Raw genomic sequence first — 20,967 nt, 5'->3', positions numbered from 1 at the left:
AGACTCAATCTATTGGGTTGCTCTTTGAGGGGTAATATGAGCAACAAAGATGAAAGCAAGGTTTCATCTTCAGTAATCGAAGAGAGCGGGCAATGGGCGGTTTATCTGGAAGTGACCTACTTTAAACCCGGTGGGGTTGAAATTGCCCTCATTCACCGTAAATATATTCGGTCTTTCTCGACCCGTAAATCAGCCGAAGTCGCGGCTTACTGGTACAAACGCACGGCAGAGCGCGATCCGGGTTTTGCTGACGAAGGGGTTTAAAAATTTCAGGCTTTTAATAGGACAAATAAAATGCAGCAGTTTCGTTTAAATCCTCAGCCGCTTGGTATTTTCCCATTACCAGTGGGCTATCTCATTTTGCCTTTGGTTGAGCAGAGCAGCGACACTTTGGCGCTCTTATTGAAAGGTGAAATACCGGTAGAAGTTCCGCTGGAGTGGCGTTTTTACATGCTTGCGCTTGCGGGTGATTTAGAGCATGCCTATGATGAACTGGAAAATGACAACTCACCCGAAGCTCAATATAACCGCTTTGTGCTGCAATCCAGCCCTTCTGAGTATGTTCGGCTTAATAATTCTCTGGAAGGTGAATTTAAATTTTTACTTCAGGTAGTAGCTTATACTTTAGGATATATTGCCCAACCTCCGGCAGAAGTTGATGATATTACCCCTGTACTGGCTGCCCTTGTTTTGATGGCGCAGGCAACCTATTGTTTGGAACTAAACGAACCTGAGTATGCCATTACCTTGCTGGAAAGAGCGGTTGAGGTTGCTCGCCCGGTGTCCCCGATATTCGCGGCGCAGTTGCTTGGAACTTTGGCAGATACAAAGCGAACCTCGCAAGGTTCCAATTACACGATTATTCAGGAGTATCAGGAAGCTATCCGATTGTTGGAATCTTCTAATTTGGCGGTTGCGTGTGGGGAATTGTGGCTTAATCTCGGCATAGCCAATCATGAACTTGCACAAGGCAGGCGTTCCGTATTGCTGGAAGCGGCTCGCTGCTATCAGGAGGCTTTGCAGACGCTTGACCGTGAGAAAAGCCCCGAACTTTTCGCGATGGCGCAAAGTAATTTAGCTCTGGCGTATCTGGCAATGCCGTTACAGGAAGCCAGTGACCGTTTAAGAGTGGCAATCGCGGTACAAGCTCTTAGGGCTGCGCTGGAAGTATATCGTCGCGAGACGCACCCGGAAATGTGGGCAAGCACACAGTTGAATTTGGCAAATGCGCTGGTGTATCTACCTTCCGGTCATCCCGAAGATAATCTGGTACAGGCGGTGGAAATTTACGAGGAATTATTAGGGGTGCGGAGTCGCGAAAACGACCCGGCGGGTTATGCTCGGTTGTTGGCAAATCAGGGCAATGTTCTGTCACATTTGGGTATATTTAACCACGCTATTTCAAAATTACAAGAAGCTATAACTTTATTTGAGAGTTGCGGGGAAGCAGAAGCTGCCGCTTCGGTAGCCGGGCTACTAGAACAACTTGAATTGCATCAGACTGCCGGAGCGGGTTTAGACAATGGAAATTCATGAGCAACAGCAGTTTGATTTTCTTCTGGTTACGGCGGTTGCACGCTATACTGAGCGGTTGGCACACCGTAACGCCGGAGCGGAAAACGCTTTGCAAAAGCTAAGGGAAAACCAACAGGGCGATGGCATTTGGTTAAATCAATATGTGGACGCAATCTTTCAAGACTTTTTGCTGGATAATGTGGCTGGAGCTTGTTTCATTCTCAAAGCCCTTTCCAAACGCAACCTTACAAACGATATTACTTTGCAAGGTTCTGTTGAGCAGGTATTGATAAGCATGGCAAAACAGGTTTTTACCGAGCTATTCCGGCAGAAGGTGGAAGAGTCATTGGAACAGGCTACCATATTTTGAGAGGTTTTTAGTATGATTGCTACCGATACAACCGTTACTAATAAGGAATTTGAAGCGCTGGCGCAAAAAGTTGACCTTGCTTTCAAGGAAATCGACACTTTCAGCCGTGAAGACCGGCTAAAAGCGCTGACGCTGAAAAATTCGATTGAAGAATTTCACAAATATGGTCTCACCAAAATAATACAACGCTTAAAAGCTGACCCGCGTGGTAAAGAATTGTTGTTTGAATTGGTGGACGACCCTGCGGTCTATGCCCTTTTCGTGATGCACGACCTGATAAAGATTGATATGACAACTCGCGTGAACAGGGCTTTGGAATTGGTCAGACCCTACATGCAATTGCATAGCGGTGGGGTGGAAGCACTGGAAGTCAAAGAAGGTACACTCTATTTGAAGTTGCTGGGAGCATGCAAAGGTCGTTCCGAGTCTGCCACCACCTTGCGTAATTTAGTGGAAGAAACGCTCAAGGAACATGTGCCGGAAATTATAAATATAATAGAAATACCGGAGGAACCTGCAAAAGGACTGATTCAGGTAGCCTCGCTTCAGAAGTCGAAAAAGAGCGGTTGGTTAAAAGGACCCGCTTTCGAAGAGGTGTCGGAAGGCAAGCCATATTGCTTTGAAATAGGCGATTCCAGCTTTTTACTGGTGAAAATTGGGGAGCAATTGGGCGCTTTCCGCAATCGCTGCGCTCATAAAGGCTTATCGTTGGAACGCGCTGTAATTGACCTAGAAGATGGCACTCTTACTTGCCCTTGGCATGGGCATCGCTATGATGCTTTCACCGGGCAGTGCCTGACTGCACCTCAAGAAGGACTGGAAAGCGTGCAGATTGGGATTATAGAGGATTACATATGGGTGATGCCCTAATGGAACCCTTGCTTTGGTTAGGCGCAACTTCGCCGGGCGGTTTAGCTTTGCCGGATGCTCACCCCACCCCCTCTCAGATGTACGGTCCACGCGGCGTATTTATGGATGATAAGCTACTGGTGGTCGCCGATTCGGGCAACCATCGCATTCTAATTTGGCATAACCTTCCTGACCATGACGGGCAACCCGCCGATGTGGTATTGTGCCAGCCCGATTTTTTCACTGAAGGTACTAATGCCAGTGGGCGCGGCGCACAAAATGGTTTACATCTGCCAACAGGGGTAGGAGTCTGGGGAGGTCGGTTGTATGTGGCGGATGCGTGGCATCATCGGGTGTTGGTCTGGAATGAAGTGCCACAGAAAAACGATACTTCCCCCGATTACGCCCTCGGACAACCTGACCTAGATCTAATCGAACCGAACAGCGGAAACGCAATCAGTGCCTCCGGAATGTACTGGCCCTATGGATTGGGCTATTGCGGCGGTCGTTTTTATGTAGCGGACACCGGAAATCGGCGTGTGTTGGGTTGGCAGGGTTTGCCTGAACCAGGGCAACCTCCCTCATTGATTCTGGGACAGGATTCTTCCCTAACAGGTTTGGAAAACCGAGGCGACCAACTAAACGCGGCTTCTTTCCGTTGGGCGCATGATTTTGCCGGAACCGATGATGTTTTATATGTGGCGGATGCAGGGAATCATCGAGTGTTAGGCTGGTCGCCTGTTCCATCAGAAGATAAACCCGCAAATCTGGTACTAGGGCAGCCCAACTTTGAAACAGGGCTTGAATTGCCGTATGTGCCACAGGGCGCACAGCGTTTGCGTTTTCCCTACGGCATTACATGTGATAACAAACGTTTAGCCGTAGCTGATACCGCCAACAATCGGGTGCTAATCTGGGATAGTTTGCCTGTCGAGGGTTGTTTTGCGGAAGCGCAGGCTGTAATCGGGCAACCAAATTTTAATGCTAACGGTGAAAATCACTGGAAAGCTGTTACTCACTCCACTTTGTGCTGGCCCTATGGCTTGCATCTGCATCGCGACCTCTTGGTTATTGCCGATTCCGGCAACAATCGGGTGGTTATCTGGAAAATAGGGTAAAATAGTTCGCTAACTATAGAATTATTCCGGCTGTAAAATCATAGAAGGAGCTAGATATGTGTTTGGCAGTACCGGGTCAGGTTAAACTGATCTACGAAGTGGGCGATATGCGTATGGGTAAGGTGGATTTTAGCGGAATACAAAAGGAAGTTTGCCTAGCATATTTACCGGATATTCAGGTTGGCGACTATGTGATTGTGCATGTAGGTTTCGCTATAACTAAGCTTGACGAAAAATCGGCGCTAGAAACGCTGGCGCTCTTTCAGGAAATAGGATTGCTGGAAGAAGAGCTTGATTTTAAGGTATAGAAGTAGTAATTATGAAGTATTTGAGCGAATTTCGCGATGAAAATTTAGCAAAGTCAATGCTGGATGAAATACGCCGCGTTACCACCCGCAAATGGGCAATTATGGAAGTATGCGGTGGGCAGACCCATTCCATTATTCGGAACGGTATTGACCAGCTTTTGCCTTCTGAAATCGAACTGATTCATGGACCCGGTTGTCCTGTTTGTGTTACCCCGCTGGAAATGATAGATAAGGCTTTATTGATTGCTTCCCGCCCTGAAGTTATATTCTGCTCGTTTGGCGATATGTTGCGGGTTCCCGGTAGTTCCAAAGATTTGTTTCGAGTGAAAAGCGAGGGAGGGGATGTTCGTATCGTCTATTCCCCATTGGATGCTCTGAAATTAGCCCGTGAGAACCCCACAAAAGAGGTGGTATTTTTCGGCATTGGCTTTGAAACTACTGCTCCCGCCAATGCAATGACCGTTTTTCAGGCAAAGCAACAGGGGTTGAAGAATTTTTCAATGTTGGTGTCACATGTGCTGGTGCCACCAGCCATCGAAGCAATCCTTAACTCTCCTCATAACCGGGTGCAGGGCTTTCTCGCAGCAGGGCATGTGTGTAGTGTAATGGGTTACTGGCAATATGAACCGCTGGCGGAAAAATATAAAGCACCAATCGTTGTTACCGGCTTTGAACCGCTCGATGTGTTGGAAGGAATTCGGCGCACTATCTTACAATTGGAGGCAGGACGCGCCGAGGTTGAGAACGCTTATGAGAGGGCTGTTAATCATGAGGGCAATGTAGCTGCTCAGAATTTGCTGAAACAGGTTTTTGATGTTACCGATCAGAAATGGCGCGGAATTGGGCTGATACCTGCCAGCGGCTGGAAATTGGGCGAAAGTTACCGCGATTTTGATGCTGCTATTAAATTTGCGGTGCATGACATCCAAACCCAAGAGTCGGATTTGTGTCATAGCGGTGAGGTACTTCAGGGGATGCTCAAGCCTAACGAATGTCCTGCCTTTGGCAAAGAATGTACTCCCCGCAAGCCACTAGGGGCAACAATGGTTTCTTCAGAGGGCGCATGTGCTGCCTATTATCAGAATGGTCGCTTTATCAAGCTGGAAGTAGTAAGAAAATGACCGATGAGTTGAATTTTGAAGGTTGGAGTTGCCCGTTACCCTTGCGAGATTATCCTAACATAGTGATGGGACACGGCGGGGGCGGCAAATTATCTGCCGAATTGGTGGAACATCTTTTCCTACCCGCTTTCAAGAATCCGACCCTACAAGCGTTGGGCGATTCTTCTGTGCTTGAAGTTTTGGGTGGGCGGTTGGCTTTTTCCACCGATTCTTTTGTAGTACAACCGCTGTTTTTTCCCGGTGGTAGCATCGGAGATTTGGCAGTAAACGGCACTGTAAATGATTTGGCAATGAGCGGGGCTACTCCCCTTTATTTGAGCGCGGGTTTTATAATCGAGGAAGGCTTATCCGTAGCAGCTTTACATAAAATTGTAGAAGATATGGCAGTAGCCGCCCGAAAAGCCGGGGTTATGCTTGTAACAGGCGATACCAAAGTGGTGGAAAAAGGACATGGCGATGGTATCTATATCAATACCAGTGGCATCGGGCTTATCCCAAATGGGGTTAACATTGCCCCAAACCGCGCCAAACCGGGCGATGTGGTAATTGTCAGCGGTACGCTTGGCGATCACGGTATGGCTATTATGAGCGTGCGCGAAGGTCTGGAATTTGAAACAACTATTGCCAGCGACTCGGCAGCCCTCAATGGTTTGGTGGAAGTGATGCTAGAAATTACCAGCGATATTCATGTGCTGCGTGACCCTACTAGAGGCGGAGTGGCGGCAACTCTGAACGAAATTGCCAAAACCTCACAGGTAGGTATCAGCCTTGATGAGCGGAAAATTCCAGTTAAGCCGGAGGTGGCAGCCGCTTGTGAATTGCTGGGGATGGATCCCTTGCATGTAGCCAATGAGGGCAAACTTATTGCAATTGTGCCTCAACACAGCGCGGATAAATTGCTTGAAGGCATGCGAAAGCATCCGCATGGCGAAGGCGCGGTTGTAATTGGCGCGGTTGTGGCGCAGCATCCCGGCGTGGTGGTAGCAAAAACAGGCATTGGCGGTACTCGGGTAGTTGATATGCAGATTGGCGAACAATTGCCCAGAATTTGTTAGCTTACCACTACAAATTGATGGTTGTCAGATACATGTACAACTATTCCTATTGTCTTTTCGTTTGTCCCTGTGCAGACGCTTGAAAAATCTCGGTGTTCCTCAAAGGTCTGCCATCTCGCGCTATTTCTTATCGGCGGCGCGGCGCTGGTAAAAAGCTGATTCGTTTAGCTCGACCATGAACACTTCGTTGGAGCGAAGGGGGAGCGGATGTGGGCTGTAGCCCGTGATGACCCCTTTCGATTGGAGTTTGTCCAACGCCTTTTGCAAAATCTGGGTGGCGCGGGTCACGTTTTTGGTGGTGATACCCGCTTTCTCCAGCGCAGTGCTTCGCGCAATCCCAATGCTCAGCTTGCTGTATTTTAACTCTTTGTAGCGGGTGTAAAGATAGCTTTCCATACGATCTTCGGTGCGGGTGTGAACCGGGTTTGCCAGCGTCTTAGGTTCGGCGAGGCGTGGTACTAGCGTATAATTGTTGCCCGGTCTGCCGTCTCGCCGTCGCACTCCTTCGTACCATTCCTGCCCGATTTGCACCTGAATAATATCGCCCGGCACGCCTTTTTCGAACAATTCCCAAGTGGAGAGGTTGCGGTTCGCTTCTTCCTCGTTATCGTAGAGGGTGCGGATGCTGGTCAGTAGTGCTTGCAAAACGGTGGCGCGATAGCTCTTGCCCTTGTCGTACACTGGGCGTTCTGCCGCAATCTGGGTGGTCAGCAATGCCACCAGCGTTCGCATCAGGTAACGGCGGTTCTTGCTGTAGTGAATGCCGCGCTTGTCACGGGCGTAACCTAAACGGTCGAGAAAATCGTTGACGGAGAAGGTAATATTGGGGGTGCGCCAGTGCGGGTAATCGTTGGCAATCTCAAAGAGCAGGTGCATCACACGAGCGGCGTAATCGCCTAGAGCGGCGCGGGCAATTTCCGTGACTGTCACCATCGCCATTTCACGCCGAACCTCATGTTCGGTCAGCAGCGGCGGGTTCTCATCCTCATCTAGCGGCTCGAAACCGGGCAAGGGGATTTGTAGGCTCAGCCGACCTTCCTTGCGTTGCAGGATAAATTTGTTGCCTTGCACAACGCCCTCACCCCGTTCAAACTGATGAATGTCCGGGCGCAGGTAGTTATACACCGTATCCATTGCAATTAAACCGCGTGCGCTATCGGTTTCGATTTCGTGGCGTAGCCTCGCCTCGTCTGGGTCGAGAACCTCCTCGCCTCGCAGACGCGCCAAGTAATCCTGAGTAACCTTGATTTTATCGCGTACTTCTTCTAGGCGCGAATTTAAGGTGGGTTCGTCCAGAAGGTTATTATTGAGCAGTTCTTGCTCTTCGGTGTGGCACTGTTGCAGATAACGTTCGGCAACTGCCTCCACCTCAGCCTCGCTGTAACCGGTGCGGGCAAATCGATCCATTTTCCCCTCGCTATCGCTAAAATTGTCGGGTAATTTCAGCATGACAAATTGTAACTCATATAGAGGAGTCCTTCAACATGTCATACTTGAAGGGGCTAGGGTTTGGTTGAGCTAATATAGGAGGAAAGGTTACTAGGACTTGGGATAGACCCGGAGAGTGTGTTAAATAACAAAAAAGCAAGGAGTTCTAAAACCCCTTGCCTGACCCTATGCTTATCCTTAACCGCGGTTAGGGCGCTCTACATTGTGGCGTGTCACCAGCGATTTTTGGGTTATCTTGTCGAACACATGTATTTGGTTCAGTTCAAACACTACCTTCATATCATCGTTCGGGCGGGTGCGGGTGCGAGAGTCGAGACGGGCGATAAAGCTATGCTTGCCGCTGGCTAGGTACACATAAACTTCACTACCCATTGGCTCAACCACTTCCACCTTCACGTTGGCGGTACTGAATTCGTTTGAATCTTGCCCGGATAGAGCTTGGTCGCTGATATGCTCAGGACGAATACCCATAACTACTTCCTTATTGAGGTAAGGAATGAGGTCACGCTTGAATTGCTCTGGAACTTTGACTTTGAAAGAACTGGCATCGAGAAACTGAGTTTGGCTGTCCCCGGTGAGAACCGCATCGAAGAAGTTCATGGGCGGGCTACCAATGAAACCAGCGACAAACATATTGTCAGGGAAGTCATAAAGGTTTTGCGGGGTGTCAGGTTCTTGCTGCAAAATACCATCTTTGAGAACCACGATACGGTCAGCCATCGTCATAGCCTCAGTTTGGTCGTGGGTAACATAGATGATAGTGGTCATCAGGCGCTGGTGCAATTTGCTAATCTGGGTGCGGGTGGCTACGCGCAATTTAGCGTCAAGGTTCGAGAGCGGCTCATCCATCAAGAACACTTTCGGCTCACGCACGATAGCTCGACCAAGCGCCACGCGCTGGCGTTGACCACCGGAGAGTTGTTTCGGCTTGCGATCTAGCAAATGACCGATTTCGAGCATATCGGCGGCTTCCTGCACTTTTTTCTTAATCTGGTCTTTGGGGGTGTGGCGCAACTTCAACCCGAACGCCATATTATCGTAAACGCTCATATGAGGATAAAGCGCGTAGCTTTGGAATACCATCGCGATGTCGCGGTCTTTGGGGGGTACATCATTGACGCGCTTGCCCGCGATTACGAGGTTGCCGGATGAGATTTCTTCCAAGCCCGCTACCATGCGAAGTGCGGTGGATTTACCGCAACCGCTAGGACCTACCAGAACCAGAAATTCCTGATCTTTGATTTCGAGGTTAAGGTCTTTAACCGCGATAAATTCGTTGCTGTACTTTTTGTACACGTGTTCGAGCGTTAGACCTGCCATGGGTCATTTCTCCTTTGCATATCAAAAACAGAACTTTTCGGTAAAACCGACGCGCCAGCCACTGAGTCGTACTCAGGCACCGGGTATCGTCGGGGGGTGATTAAAAAAACGCAATCACCGGAAACCGCTTATTGATAAACCGCTCGCCAGACCATCGGGTTGGTTTGAAGTATGGGGAGAATCCCGGTATTCTTCAAATATAGAAACTGAGAAACTTTGCGAGGGTTTTACCCTATTAGCCTATAGGTTTCTGAGCATTTTGTCAATTAGCAATGTGTAAATTTATTCACCAAAACCTTATGATATAATTCTCAGTGAAACCTAAAAAAAACTGAAAAGGTAAATAAGCGTGAATCAAACCTATAACCCGTTAAACCCGCTGATTATCCAAAGCGATAAGAGCGTTTTGCTGGAAGTAAATAATCCTCAGTATGAGGATGCCAGAAACGAATTGAGCCGTTTCGCCGAACTGGAGAAAAGCCCTGAGTATATCCATACCTACCGGATAACTCCATTATCTCTGTGGAATGCGGCGGCGGCGGGCATGGGTGCAGATTCAATCGTGGAAGCTCTCGCCCGCTACAGCAAATTCCCCTTGCCCGGCAATATCATAGTTGATATTAAAGATTATATCTCCCGCTATGGGCGCATCAAACTGGAAGTAGATAACGGGCGTATGGTTTTGCGTAGCACGGACAAGCTACTAATTACGGAGGTGGAACGCAGCAAAAGCGTTTCGGAATATGTCTGGAAACGGCTGGACGAACACACCATTGAAATTGACCCGGCGCGGCGGGGGTTTGTAAAACAGGCGTTGGTGGCTTTCGGCTATCCTGCCGAAGACCTTGCGGGTTATGTGGATGGGGAGCGGTTGGAGGTGGCGCTGCGAAATGTTACCCTAAGCGGTAAAGCCTTTGGTTTGCGCGATTATCAAATGGATGCGGCGGGCAGTTTTTATGCGGGTGGTAGTTCTAGCGGCGGTAGCGGGGTAATAGTGTTACCTTGCGGTGCGGGTAAAACCGTCGTGGGTATGGGCGTGATGGATTTGGTGCAAGCCCAAACTCTCATATTGACTACCAACACCATCGCGGTGCGCCAATGGATTACCGAAATACTGGATAAAACCACACTTACCGCCGATCAGGTGGGTGAATATACTGGTGATAAGAAAGAAATCAAGCCCGTTACTGTCACCACCTACCAAATGATTACCTACCGCCCTATGACGGTTAATCGCGAAACGGGCGAAGTGGGAGCGTTCCCCCACTTGCAATTGTTTACCGCTTACGATTGGGGTTTGATTATCTATGATGAGGTGCATTTGCTACCCGCTCCGGTTTTCAGAATTACCGCCGAAATACAAGCACGTCGCCGTTTGGGGCTTACCGCTACGTTGGTGCGCGAGGATAATCACGAAACCGATGTATTTTCCCTTATTGGTCCAAAGAAATATGATATGCCTTGGAAAGAACTGGAAGAAAGTGGGTGGATTGCCACCGCTGAGTGCTACGAGATTCGCACCGATCTACCGCAAGAAGAACGGATGGAGTATGTGCTGGAAGAAGATAACCGCGTCAAATATCGCATCTCTGCCATAAGCTCACGAAAATATGCTCTGGTAAACGCTATTCTGCGAAAGCACACCGAAGATCATGTGCTGGTTATCGGGCAATATCTGGAGCAATTAGGGCGCATTTCCGCCATGATTGGAGCACCCCTGATTACCGGAAAAACTCCCAACACAGAACGCGCCAAATTGTACTCAAAATTTAAATCGGGCGAAATCAAGGCACTGGTGGTAAGCCGGGTTGCCAATTTTGCTATAGACCTGCCAGATGCGAATGTGGCGATTCAGGTTTCCGGCTTGTTCGGTTCGCGACAAGAAGAGGCGCAACGCTTGGGTCGTATTTTGCGCCCTAAATCAAACGGGTTGCCCGCTTACTTCTATTCGATTGTGACACGCGATACCCGCGATCAGGATTTTGCCAGCAACCGCCAATTGTTCCTAACCGAGCAAGGCTACCGCTACACTATAATTGACTCTAAAGAATTTCTGGAACAAATTTTAGGCGTTTACGGTGAGGAAGTTACCGTAAAAGATTTGGAAACGCGCCTGTTGCCACCACCACCGATAGAAACTGCCTATCTTGAGGCATTACATCACCCGCCCATGCCTGACCAAGATGAGGATAGCTCCAACGAAGAGGAAGCCGAATTTCAAGAGCTTGAAAAGCGCGTGGAACAGCAAGCAAATTCTAACGTTGAGAAAAAGAGCGAACGAAAACGCGACCATTTGCGTATCATAAAGTAGGCTTCTAATGGATTGGGAGCAGGCGCTGAAGAACATCGGCGCGATGACGGGCTTGCTGGCGCTAATGTTGGCATGGCTCGTTCAGGCGGTGTGGATGATGGTAGAAGCGGACAAGCGCGGGATGCAGGGCTGGCTATGGGCTTTTATCGGTATAATCACACCACCGGTGGGGCTGGTTTTTTTCCTGTTCTGGCGCGTTCGTTACCAGGTTCTTGCAGAAGTAGCCGAGCGCGATGCTATTTTCAGAGAGATGGCAGAACGCAAAGTGACTTATTACCAGATTTTGCAAGAAAAAGACTGTGCCGAAACTGAAAAAGAAGAAACTTCTCCCGAAGCGTAATTGCGCCCATTTCGCCATGAAATGAATAAATAAAAAAGCCGGGTGGGTAGTCCGACTTTTGTTTTAGACTGCTTGGTGGCGGGGAGGTATTAGGAGGAGTATTTTTTATTTCAAGGTGGGGAAATAACTTCTCAACTTAGGTACTATGTTAGGCTTGCTGATAACTCCTTTTAGCTGGATACCAGAAGTATCTACTATCTCATTCTCAAAATCAGTAAAAATTAAAAATTCTGTGGTTTCCAAACCCGGAATTGCCTGAATATTCTTACAAACACCAATGCAATGACTTGAGTCAATAATGTTATCCATTACCACAATCTGCGGTTTGTATTCAATTGCTTGTGAATAAGCTTCACCAGAATGACTGGCTTCTACCACATCGTATCCTTGCAATTCACAGAATGTACGCACGACTTTTCGTAAGGCAGGAGTTTCATTAACAACAAGAACCACCATGTCACCTATTTCCTTTATGGCAAAATTTGGCATACGTAAAATAAGCGGGGTAGCGGATTAGCGCTACCCCTGATTACATAATGTGGCGGTAAACTTCTCTATCGCGCCATTGAGATAGAGAACATAACGCAACCTACCGCACCGTTGAAGTAGGTCGAATCAAAAGATATGTCTATTAAACCACAGAACTATAAACCAAAGTGATGCTTGCTATAACGAAGGATTATGAGCCATTGCTTTAGGTCGAATTAGATTGCTAATAGAATCTTATAATAAAATAATTGCCGCATATAATGTTCCACTTGCTACTTACCTAGAATTAATCTAAGTGGAACCTAAAAATATAAAGAAAAAGCTTTATAACAGCCTGATTCCATATTAACATTTAAACGAAAATTTGTAAATCCCCTACAATAAATCTAAATGATTCTAAATACACTCTAAAAGAATAAAGAACATAATTATAAAAAAGTCTAATTTTATAACAACACTTAAATCTAACTTTATAAACTTTTCAGCAAAAAAGCAGCTCTATAATCCGACATTAACCTTGAATCGCTCATTTTGACACTGCCGTTATTCCAACACGGCACAGTTACTGCACTGAAAACCCCAACTTTCTCATTTAGTAAATCAAGATGGGCTAAATACTGGGTCAATAAAAAGCAATGGTGCTTTCGAGCCTGCCATTGCAGAGCTTTAGCCAGTTTCTAACGTAGGCAACCCTACGCCAATAAAGATTAGAGATGTTGAAAGACAGGACTTCGTTTGTTAAGACTTCCGGTTTGTCCTGAACTGTCAAAAACCGCTCAATCTGTTTTAGGGTAAATTCCAATTAAGCCATTAAAAAAAATTTAATTACTTTGTAATGTTGCAATTAATATTTAAATGAAAAAACGAGTTATAATGATATTGGTGTTATGTGTATTAACTAAATATACATAACGAGTATATGCTTTGGTATAAATAGGGTTTTGCTTCATTAACTTATACCTGTCCAATGTCAGAGGAGTTACCTAGCTGCGACAGGTATTCGAGCGGAAAGGATGGTATTGATTTTATGAAGATTCAACGTTCCCATCGGTTGGTAGCGCCCGGAATTTTCGTGGTACTATCGCTATTATTGAGCCTTATGGTGGCTGCTTTTAGCCCCTTAACTAAGGCGAATTTTTCCGAAACTCCTGTTGTGAAACAAGCTTCTATGATTTGTAATATGGCGGTTGTACCAGACCGTTCTTTGAAACCTGCTCAGGAAACGGTGGTGGGCGCATCTTTCAAAATCACCAACGAGGGGAATGGTCGCAGTTTTGACCAACACATCGAAATGCCCTTCGATGCTACGCTGGTGACGGGCTACACTACTTTCTCCGATCCCGGAATGTGGGTAAACTCAGTTGAAGCGGGCTTGCTGAGAATCAATTTACCGGCTTTGGAACCGGGCAACTCGTTGAGCGGTACGGTTTTCTTCCGCCCGAACCCAGATAATATGCCTGCTGTAGGTAAGGAACTGAGTTTCTTTTACTACTTGAAATATACTACCGGGGAGGATCTACCGGTTTTTACAGCGGATAGTATCTATAATTTCTCTAGCGCTCTTGGATATTTCAGGACACAAGGCATAACCAACGGTACTTGCACCAGCAATACCGTAAAAGTCAGCTTTGCAAGTGACAATCGCAATGAGACTGACGGCAAGGTTATGCCGTTAACCCCAAGCGAAACCGCTGTGAACGCCGGAACTCTAGTGACTTTGACAGGCGACATGTTTATCGCAGGTGATTTGCTGAGCACTTGGATTACCAACCCTAACGGTCAGAGTACGGCATTAGCAAATGGTAGAGCCAATGATAAGGGCGTAGGCAGCTTGACGGTGGATACCACCGGGCTGGCGGCAGGTTCTTATGTAATCGCTATTTATGGTCAGCATACAGAAATAACAGGTCGTACCATTCTGACAATCAAATAACCTGTTTAAGCTATTTTAGCCCCTTTTCGTTTGTCTTCGGGAAGGGGTTTTTTGTTGGGAAGGAGCTTAAACGCAGTATATGCTAATAAAAATTAATAAGGCTGTTAGGCTTCCTGTAATGTTTATTTGGGAAAATTAAGTATAATTAAAAAATAAGACGAGGTTTGAGACGATGGAAGCCTAAAGATGAAATCTGGCAGTTTTACACGACAATCAATATTGGTGGCGCTGGTTATATTTTTTGCTTTTCCCTTACTGGGACTTTCGTTTTGGTATAAGTATGCTTCCAAAGAAACCGGGATGGCAATACTATTTTTAGGCAATAGTTATACTTCTAACAATTCACTACCTACTCTTTTTCAGAATATTGCAGATAGCGCCGGTTATGACCGTCCTGCGGTTAGCGCATATACGCCCGGCGGTTACACCTTCAATCTTTTTTTGGCAGACCCCGCAGCGCAAGCGTTAATAAAATCCGGTGAGAAACAATGGGAAGTCGTTATTTTGCAGGAGCAAAGCGAAATTCCGGCTTATTCAAGTGCAAACCCCACTCTTCAACGCTCGTCAATTACCGCAGCGGTGGGTTTAGCCCGGCTTATCAAGCAATCCAACCCGCATGCTCGAATTATTCTTTTTGAAACATGGGCGCGGGATGCTCGGCTTTGGCGCACAAATGTCGTAAATACGGATGGGGTTGGCGCAAACTCCGATGAGATGCAAACGCGCTTGCGGTTATGGTATGAAGAAGCGGCAAACGCCATGTCTGCTTCCATCGGCGAGCCGATAAGTATTGCGCGAGTAGGCGACCTCTGGCAAACCAATTATCACTCTGCCCGTCCCATTCAGTTGCACGATAAGGATGGTTCGCATCCGAACCCGGCAGGTTCATATCTGGCGGCTCTGGAAATCTTTTCAGAGGTGTATCGCACCTCTCCGCAAAAGGCGCAGTATCAGGGTGAACTCACCCACGCGAATATGACAGCGTTAAAGAATATTGTAATCCAACACTATACCAATGTCCCATGATAAATCTGACAAAGGTTAAATATCAACAAGTTCTGGGCGAATCGGGTTAGTACCTGCTCCGTTCAATTCGCGGTGCATCCGATTGGATTTTATAAAGGCGGGCGCACCCATCGCCAACCCTGCCATTTCCACCATCACTAGTTGCATGGGGTATTTTTCACGTCCTCGCAAGATTCGGTAAATGCGTTTAGCATACCACAATGGTAAATCGTAGAAAAGCTTATGATAAACTCGTTTATCTCTGTCACTAATCAGACAGCGTAACTGGTAACTAACTTGTCCTTTGAGATAACCATATAGCTGTTTACGCAAGGCTTTCATGCTATTGCGGTGTTTGTGCCAGACATAGGCGGCAGGTTCGTAGTAGCAAAGATGCCCAAGCTTGAGAATACGGTAAAACATATAAATGGCTTCGCCCTCTCCTGTAGGGGAGCCAGTACCTAGTGTTTCGTCAAACATCCCGGTTTCGCGTATAACGCTCTTGCGAATCGCCACATTGGCAGTACCGCCAAGTTCCCAGCTTTGTACCACATGTTTGGTGTTGAAGAATTCGCTGCCGAAGACTCGCGGGACGTAACCGCGCCCCAATCCGCCGTATTTCTCGAACATTTCTTGGCTATCGGATTCCAGTTCCAGCGGCAAAACTAATCCACTGACACACATTACCCGTTCATCGCTGAAAGGGGCTAGGATTCGGCGCAACCAACCGGACGTTACAACTACATCATCATCAACGACGGCTACAATATCGCCTCTTGAAGCTCGCAAACCTTTGTTTCGGGCATAGGATACGCCCTGTCTGGGTTCCGGTTCGTAGCGTACCCCCGTAAATTCTTTTACTATCGGTGCAATCTTGCCGGAAGAAGGATGGTTATCCACAACGATTAGTTCAAAGCGATGCTTGCCAGCTTCTAGTTTAATTAGGTTTTGTAGGCAGCGGCGCAAATCGTCCGGGCGGTCATAAGTGCAGACGATAATGCTCAGGAAGTGGGTTTGTCCAACAATCGGCTTCAGGGTGGGCAGCAGCCTTGCCAGTTCTGGTTCTTCGGCAAATTCGGGCGGAAGCGGCTTTTCAAATTGCGCTTTATCCCGGAAATCTTTGCCGCTTGTCAACGTCCAATTCATCTGGCGCACTATTTCGCTGCGTAAAAATTCTTGCGAAACAGGCATATGCCCGTTATCAATAACCGTTACCCCTAAAGGTACGCCCTCCCGCATAGCAATTGCCCAAACGGAGTCGTAGTTTTCCGCTCCTTCGATTGTATTCGGTAAAGGCTTGCTCAATTCTACAGTCACAATTTTGGTGGACATTTAAGATTAGAACTCCTAGATTATAACAATTGGTTTTGGTACACCCCTACGCGCCTATTCCCCGTGTTTACCAAAGCCAACGTGGAATCATCGGAATGCGCCCTTGCCTAAATATTAGTAATTTCTTTGGCGCGTTTTACGGCGCGGCGATAATTGCGCGGGCCGGATAGCGCACCCTTAATTGAAGAGAGTAAAATCCGTTGCTCTGGAGAAAGTTTTTTCAGGCGCAGGGCAATAGTAGTTAGTTCGGCAAGGCCAAATTCTTTGGCAAGGCTCTGTAGATACCACCTGAAAAAAACAGCAATGCTCTCTTTCAAGACAGCGAGTCGGTTAGAAGGTTCTTTGATAAAGCGCTTGGTTAGGAAAGCGAAAAAGCCGTTTGCTCCCAGAATTTCATGGTTTATCAGACATTGGAAATCATCGGGATAGCTGATTCTGACGCATGCAGAAGGCTCGTACATGATTGTTTCGTATTCGCGCACCATACGGTAAAATAAATCGGTATCAGATGTGCCGTCTTCTAGCACTACATTAAAGCCCCCGTATCTTTCCAATACACCTCGCCAAGCTGCTAGGCTATAGGCTACCCCATAAGTATTGGCATTGAAAAGGTTAGCCGGAACGTCTTGTGCTAACTGCGAATATTCCTTGCGAACAAAGCCATTGTCATGTCCCCAATTAAAGGCACAATGTAGCTGAGCTTCGTTATTAATTTCCAATGGGTAGGTAGCGCCTAACACTAGACTGGTGGCGGGACGCTGTAAGTAAGCTACTAACGTGAGTAACCAAAGCGGGTCAGGGCGGGCATCATCATCAGTAAAGGCAATTATATCGCCCTGCGCTTCCCGTATAACACGGTTACGCGCCCAACTAACGCCCGGATGCGGCTCAACGATGTAGCGAATCTTTGGCGAATTATAGCGTTCCACCACTCGCCAGGTGGAATCATCTTCAGGCGCATTGTCTATCACCAGAATTTCAAAGTTAGGGTAATCTAATTTTGCCAGCGCATCGAGGCAAGAACCCAAACGCTTTGCGCCGTTGCGGGTGTATAAGCCCACCGTGACCGACCAAGTAGCTTTCGCACGCCTCCAGCGAATGCAGGGTGGCTCAATTCCTTCTTGAGTTTGCAGGCTCGCCAGCAGGCTGACAAGACGTTCGCGCTCTGGTTTTTCGCCCGCTGTAACTTCCGGGATAAAGTCGGCAGAATAGCAAGATTGCGTCAGCAGGCTATCTTCCAGCAAGTGCAGCAGAATGTTCCAGCCCAGTTTGGTTACAATTTTTTCTATCAGAAAATCAGGCTCAAGGGGTGGAATTGCATAGGGGATTTTTACATCACCTACAGGTAAGCCGTGCAATTTGACCAGTAGCCAAACTTCACCGTTTCTTTCCAGTGTAGTGAGCGGGAGCAGCGGCTCGGATAGCTCAATTTCAATTATATTGATTTTTTCCGGCTTATGAGTTTTCAAGAGTAATATTTTACCTTAAAGTTTTTGTATGCCACGCCGTACAGTGGTTTCGCGCCAATTTGCTGCCCCAATACGATTTGCTTCTCGGCGAGCTATCAAGTAAGAGATAGGACCTTGTAATGCGCCAATTGCTTCAACTAGGCGTAGTTTGCGATGAGTCTCTTCTGATTTGAAGATGCGCTTGACGTATCGCTGCCAGTACCATACTATTCCTAGCCTAAACACATCCCAACGCATTTCGGGGTCGGTCAGAAAAACTTTTGTCCAGAAAGCGTAAGAACCACGCCCCCAACTGTTTAATTGCCTTTCAAGCGCCTTGTAGTCGCTGCGATGATAGTGCCAGACTAAAGCTTCCGGTTCGTAAATCATTGTGTAGCCGTTGCGAATAGTTCTATAGTACATCTCAAGATCGCTCCCCCCGTGTGTGGGAGTACCTACGCCTAACGACTCATCGAAGCCGCCCGTTACCTCAAACAGGCTTTTGCGGAATGCCATATTTGCCCCGGTGCCGAACATACCGGCTCTGAGCGCGAAGGCTGCGCCCTTGCGCCTTTTTTCGGGCGTGTAGCAGCGTTTCTCGAAGCCCTTGCCAAACCCGTTGTATTGCTCGAAAAGTTCTTGGGCGAGAGTGTCACGTTCGGCGGGCGCAACCAGCCCGTTTACGCACATCACATTAGGTTCTTCAAACGGACGGACTACGGCTTTGAGCCAAAGGCTGTCAACTGCCACGTCATCATCAGTATAGGCGATAATCTCGCCCTGTGCCTCTTTGATGGCACGATTACGCGCCCAATCCAGCCCGGGTCGCGGCTCAACCACGTAACTGAATTGAGGGAAGCGGGCTACCACTTTTTCGGTAGCATCATCGGGTGGGGCGTTATCAACTACTAGCACTTCCAACTTGTCGGCGGGATAATCTAGTAACAGTAGGGATTTGAGAGCGCGTTCGAGGCTTTCAGGTCGTCCCCGTGTGCAGATTGCCACCGTGACATTGGGTAGGTAAGGTTGAGGTAAGCTGTTATGGCTCAATAAATCCTTACGTAGCATATCTAGCATAATGGGCATACTCACATGATAGGCGATTTGCAGGGTAATTACGTTTGGCTCAGGGGGTACGGCAGTTAGCTTGAGCCAGCAGTAACCGAGCGGTCTGCCTACTTGCTTCACCAATATTTGCAGCCAATCGTGCCGTGCCAAATCTAGTTCTGCCGGGTTCAGGGCGGCGATTTTATCCAGTTCAGTTTCAATGATTTTAGTTGCCATGCCCTAACTACTCCTATTGGAGAGAACAGTTTCTGGTTTGCCCCTTCGTACAGTGGTTTCGCGCCAAGTTGCAGTCGCAATGCGTTTTGCCTTTCGGCGAGCTATCAAGTAAGAGATAGGACCTTGTAATGCGCCAATTGCTTCACAAGCACTGAGTTTACGATGAGAACCATGCGGTTTGAGGATGCGTTTGACGAATCGCCGCCAGTACCATAGTATCCCTAACCATAATGTTAGCCAGCGCATTTCGGGGTCAGTCAGAAAAACTTTAGTCCAGAAAGCATAAGAGCCACGTCCCCAACTCCGAATTTGCCATTTTAGCGCTTCGTAATCGCGACGATGATAGTGCCAGATTAACGCTTGCGGCTCGTAAACTAGTGTGTAGTCCTTGCGAATAGTGCGATAGTACATTTCAAGATCGCCCCCGCCGTGTGTGAGCGTGCCTACATCCAATGCCACATCAAAGCCGCCCACTTGCTCAAACAGGCTTTTGCGAAATGCCATATTTGCCCCGGTGCCAAAACCACCCGCGCCAAGCGGGAAGAAAGCCCAATTTCGGCGCATGCCCTGCACGTAGTAGCGCTTCTCGAAGCCCTTCCCAAAGCCGCTATATTCTTCGAAAGCCTTCTGGGCGGGGGTCTCACGTTCGGCAGGCGCAACCAGACCAGTTACGCACATTACATTAGGTTCTTCAAAGGGGCGGACGATAGCTTTGAGCCAAAGGCTGTCAACTGCCACGTCATCATCGGTGTAGGCGATAATCTCACCCTGCGCCTCCTTGATGGCACGATTACGCGCCCAATCTAGTCCGGGGCGTGGCTCTACCACGTAGCTGAATTGGGGAAAGCGGGCTACCACTTTTTCGGTGGCATCATCAGGTGGGGCGTTATCAACTACCAGCACTTCAAGCTTGTCGGTGGGATAATCTAGCAACAGCAGCGATTTGAGGGCGCGTTCGAGGCTCTCTGGTCGTCCTCGTGTACATAAACCAACCGTAACACTGGGCCAGTTGTAAGTCTCATCTTTCCAAACTCCAATCGGTTGCGTTCCAAGTTGGCGTTCCAATTCTACAAGGTTGAGGCTGTCATATAATTGCTTTTCAATTTCAATCTGAATAAACTCTTCTCGCAAAAAATACTGGCTGCGGACATGTATAAAAGCATAACCGATAGGCTGCCCCTGTTTTCGCACTAGTATTTGAAGATGTGGGTAATGTTCAATATCGTGGTTGGTGAGGGATGGTAAAGGCTTATCTAAATCTATTTCCAGAACTTTGACGATCAAAATCATCACTCCTTAACTTCGGGCGAAATAGGTGAAAAGGTGGAAGTTATACCTTAACCCAATAATGGCTTATTCTACAAGCGCCGATACAGTAGGTGTTATTCCGCACAAAGCCCCACTTATACTATACAACTATACTTAATTGTAGCAATGCTACATATTTTATGCAATAACTCTTTTGCTCTTTCACAGGGCAGTTGCAAGAAAGAAATTGTTTCCTATAATACCCTTCTCAAAGGGGTTTGGGCGGGATGCGCCCTTGTTGGATAAGTTCATTCGGGAAGGGCTTATTCAAATACACCACTACAAAAACGATTTTCTTGCGCTCGCTGTTTTTAGAGTGGGATTCACCTTAAAGATTAAAAATGTATAAAAATATAAAAAATGACATGAAATAGAGGTAGTATTAGACTACTTATATACTATATAATCTCCA

General features: G+C 47.5%; 19 protein-coding genes. 12 read left to right on the top strand and 7 right to left on the bottom strand.

What is annotated here, in order from left to right; all coding sequences use genetic code 11:
• Window positions 1-36: 36 nt before the first annotated feature.
• The 8 genes from WCK19_RS07320 to hypE are packed head-to-tail and all read left to right on the top strand — an operon-like array spanning window position 37 to window position 6,336.
• Window positions 37-264, top strand: coding sequence for a hypothetical protein (locus WCK19_RS07320; RefSeq protein WP_342396719.1), 228 nt, complete (start codon window positions 37-39; stop codon window positions 262-264).
• A 30-nt stretch (window positions 265-294) separates the two neighbouring features.
• Complete coding sequence (locus WCK19_RS07315) at window positions 295-1,536, top strand: hypothetical protein (protein ID WP_342396718.1); 1,242 nt, start codon at window positions 295-297, stop codon at window positions 1,534-1,536.
• Complete coding sequence (locus WCK19_RS07310; protein WP_342396717.1) at window positions 1,523-1,885, top strand: hypothetical protein; 363 nt, start codon at window positions 1,523-1,525, stop codon at window positions 1,883-1,885. Before WCK19_RS07315 ends, WCK19_RS07310 begins: the two co-directional genes overlap by 14 nt.
• 12 nt (window positions 1,886-1,897) lie before the next feature.
• Entirely contained in the window at window positions 1,898-2,755 is an 858-nt protein-coding gene (locus tag WCK19_RS07305) for a NifU family protein (protein ID WP_342396716.1), read from the top strand.
• Complete coding sequence (locus tag WCK19_RS07300; RefSeq protein ID WP_342396715.1) at window positions 2,755-3,852, top strand: NHL repeat-containing protein; 1,098 nt, start codon at window positions 2,755-2,757, stop codon at window positions 3,850-3,852. Before WCK19_RS07305 ends, WCK19_RS07300 begins: the two co-directional genes overlap by 1 nt.
• 56 nt (window positions 3,853-3,908) lie before the next feature.
• Entirely contained in the window at window positions 3,909-4,160 is a 252-nt protein-coding gene (locus tag WCK19_RS07295) for a HypC/HybG/HupF family hydrogenase formation chaperone (RefSeq protein ID WP_342396714.1), read from the top strand.
• An 11-nt stretch (window positions 4,161-4,171) separates the two neighbouring features.
• Window positions 4,172-5,281 carry a hydrogenase formation protein HypD gene (gene hypD / locus WCK19_RS07290; protein WP_342396713.1) on the top strand — a complete coding sequence of 370 codons (1,110 nt, stop codon included), beginning with the start codon at window positions 4,172-4,174 and terminating at the stop codon, window positions 5,279-5,281.
• Window positions 5,278-6,336, top strand: a complete 1,059-nt coding sequence (hypE, locus tag WCK19_RS07285) for a hydrogenase expression/formation protein HypE (protein ID WP_342396712.1) — start codon at window positions 5,278-5,280, stop codon at window positions 6,334-6,336. The genes hypD and hypE overlap by 4 nt, the downstream gene beginning before the upstream one ends.
• Before the next feature lie 120 nt (window positions 6,337-6,456).
• Here hypE and WCK19_RS07280 read toward each other — a convergent pair whose 3' ends face one another.
• Window positions 6,457-7,743 carry a hypothetical protein gene (locus WCK19_RS07280; RefSeq protein WP_342396711.1) on the bottom strand — a complete coding sequence of 429 codons (1,287 nt, stop codon included), beginning with the start codon at window positions 7,741-7,743 and terminating at the stop codon, window positions 6,457-6,459.
• Window positions 7,744-7,962: 219 nt separating this feature from the next.
• Window positions 7,963-9,105 (bottom strand): sn-glycerol-3-phosphate ABC transporter ATP-binding protein UgpC, encoded by a 1,143-nt coding sequence (ugpC, locus tag WCK19_RS07275; RefSeq protein ID WP_342396710.1) that lies wholly within the window; start codon window positions 9,103-9,105, stop codon window positions 7,963-7,965.
• Between the two features lie 349 nt (window positions 9,106-9,454).
• Here ugpC and WCK19_RS07270 point away from each other — a divergent pair, with 349 nt between their 5' ends.
• Both WCK19_RS07270 and WCK19_RS07265 read left to right on the top strand, forming a co-directional pair.
• Window positions 9,455-11,416 carry a DNA repair helicase XPB gene (locus WCK19_RS07270; protein ID WP_342396709.1) on the top strand — a complete coding sequence of 654 codons (1,962 nt, stop codon included), beginning with the start codon at window positions 9,455-9,457 and terminating at the stop codon, window positions 11,414-11,416.
• Between the two features lie 7 nt (window positions 11,417-11,423).
• Window positions 11,424-11,756, top strand: a complete 333-nt coding sequence (locus tag WCK19_RS07265; RefSeq protein WP_342396708.1) for a hypothetical protein — start codon at window positions 11,424-11,426, stop codon at window positions 11,754-11,756.
• A 105-nt stretch (window positions 11,757-11,861) separates the two neighbouring features.
• Here WCK19_RS07265 and WCK19_RS07260 read toward each other — a convergent pair whose 3' ends face one another.
• Window positions 11,862-12,212 (bottom strand): response regulator, encoded by a 351-nt coding sequence (locus tag WCK19_RS07260; RefSeq protein ID WP_342396707.1) that lies wholly within the window; start codon window positions 12,210-12,212, stop codon window positions 11,862-11,864.
• A 1,060-nt stretch (window positions 12,213-13,272) separates the two neighbouring features.
• Between WCK19_RS07260 and WCK19_RS07255 the strand changes: the two genes are divergently transcribed.
• Both WCK19_RS07255 and WCK19_RS07250 read left to right on the top strand, forming a co-directional pair.
• Entirely contained in the window at window positions 13,273-14,178 is a 906-nt protein-coding gene (locus WCK19_RS07255) for a hypothetical protein (RefSeq protein WP_342396706.1), read from the top strand.
• A gap of 186 nt (window positions 14,179-14,364) precedes the next feature.
• Complete coding sequence (locus WCK19_RS07250) at window positions 14,365-15,204, top strand: hypothetical protein (RefSeq protein WP_342396705.1); 840 nt, start codon at window positions 14,365-14,367, stop codon at window positions 15,202-15,204.
• A gap of 15 nt (window positions 15,205-15,219) precedes the next feature.
• Here the strand turns inward: WCK19_RS07250 and WCK19_RS07245 are convergent, their stop codons facing one another.
• From WCK19_RS07245 to WCK19_RS07230, 4 genes are all read right to left on the bottom strand, one after another.
• Window positions 15,220-16,515, bottom strand: coding sequence for a glycosyltransferase (locus WCK19_RS07245; protein ID WP_342396704.1), 1,296 nt, complete (start codon window positions 16,513-16,515; stop codon window positions 15,220-15,222).
• 107 nt (window positions 16,516-16,622) lie between these two features.
• Window positions 16,623-17,984, bottom strand: a complete 1,362-nt coding sequence (locus tag WCK19_RS07240; RefSeq protein ID WP_342396703.1) for a glycosyltransferase — start codon at window positions 17,982-17,984, stop codon at window positions 16,623-16,625.
• Between the two features lie 15 nt (window positions 17,985-17,999).
• Complete coding sequence (locus tag WCK19_RS07235) at window positions 18,000-19,247, bottom strand: glycosyltransferase (RefSeq protein WP_342396702.1); 1,248 nt, start codon at window positions 19,245-19,247, stop codon at window positions 18,000-18,002.
• A 3-nt stretch (window positions 19,248-19,250) separates the two neighbouring features.
• Window positions 19,251-20,531 (bottom strand): glycosyltransferase, encoded by a 1,281-nt coding sequence (locus WCK19_RS07230; protein WP_342396701.1) that lies wholly within the window; start codon window positions 20,529-20,531, stop codon window positions 19,251-19,253.
• Window positions 20,532-20,967: the final 436 nt, after the last annotated feature.

The sequence above is a fragment of the Candidatus Chlorohelix sp. genome (genome assembly GCF_037138995.1).
In the GTDB taxonomy this organism is placed as follows: Bacteria; Chloroflexota; Chloroflexia; order Chloroheliales; family Chloroheliaceae; genus Chlorohelix.
The sequence above is the reverse complement of the archived record's forward strand: the minus strand, read 5'-3'. Positions and strand labels throughout refer to the sequence as shown.

Excerpts from the sequence above, each read along its gene's own strand:
- WCK19_RS07320 (WP_342396719.1), top strand. The coding sequence starts at position 37 with ATGAGCAACAAAGATGAAAGCAAGGTTTCATCTTCAGTAATCGAAGAG.
- WCK19_RS07315 (WP_342396718.1), top strand. The coding sequence starts at position 295 with ATGCAGCAGTTTCGTTTAAATCCTCAGCCGCTTGGTATTTTCCCATTA.
- WCK19_RS07310 (WP_342396717.1), top strand. The coding sequence starts at position 1,523 with ATGGAAATTCATGAGCAACAGCAGTTTGATTTTCTTCTGGTTACGGCG.
- WCK19_RS07305 (WP_342396716.1), top strand. The coding sequence starts at position 1,898 with ATGATTGCTACCGATACAACCGTTACTAATAAGGAATTTGAAGCGCTG.
- WCK19_RS07300 (WP_342396715.1), top strand. The coding sequence starts at position 2,755 with ATGGAACCCTTGCTTTGGTTAGGCGCAACTTCGCCGGGCGGTTTAGCT.
- WCK19_RS07295 (WP_342396714.1), top strand. The coding sequence starts at position 3,909 with ATGTGTTTGGCAGTACCGGGTCAGGTTAAACTGATCTACGAAGTGGGC.
- hypD (WP_342396713.1), top strand. The coding sequence starts at position 4,172 with ATGAAGTATTTGAGCGAATTTCGCGATGAAAATTTAGCAAAGTCAATG.
- hypE (WP_342396712.1), top strand. The coding sequence starts at position 5,278 with ATGACCGATGAGTTGAATTTTGAAGGTTGGAGTTGCCCGTTACCCTTG.
- WCK19_RS07280 (WP_342396711.1), bottom strand. The coding sequence starts at position 7,743 with ATGGATCGATTTGCCCGCACCGGTTACAGCGAGGCTGAGGTGGAGGCA.
- ugpC (WP_342396710.1), bottom strand. The coding sequence starts at position 9,105 with ATGGCAGGTCTAACGCTCGAACACGTGTACAAAAAGTACAGCAACGAA.
- WCK19_RS07265 (WP_342396708.1), top strand. The coding sequence starts at position 11,424 with ATGGATTGGGAGCAGGCGCTGAAGAACATCGGCGCGATGACGGGCTTG.
- WCK19_RS07260 (WP_342396707.1), bottom strand. The coding sequence starts at position 12,212 with ATGGTGGTTCTTGTTGTTAATGAAACTCCTGCCTTACGAAAAGTCGTG.
- WCK19_RS07255 (WP_342396706.1), top strand. The coding sequence starts at position 13,273 with ATGAAGATTCAACGTTCCCATCGGTTGGTAGCGCCCGGAATTTTCGTG.
- WCK19_RS07250 (WP_342396705.1), top strand. The coding sequence starts at position 14,365 with ATGAAATCTGGCAGTTTTACACGACAATCAATATTGGTGGCGCTGGTT.
- WCK19_RS07245 (WP_342396704.1), bottom strand. The coding sequence starts at position 16,515 with ATGTCCACCAAAATTGTGACTGTAGAATTGAGCAAGCCTTTACCGAAT.
- WCK19_RS07235 (WP_342396702.1), bottom strand. The coding sequence starts at position 19,247 with ATGGCAACTAAAATCATTGAAACTGAACTGGATAAAATCGCCGCCCTG.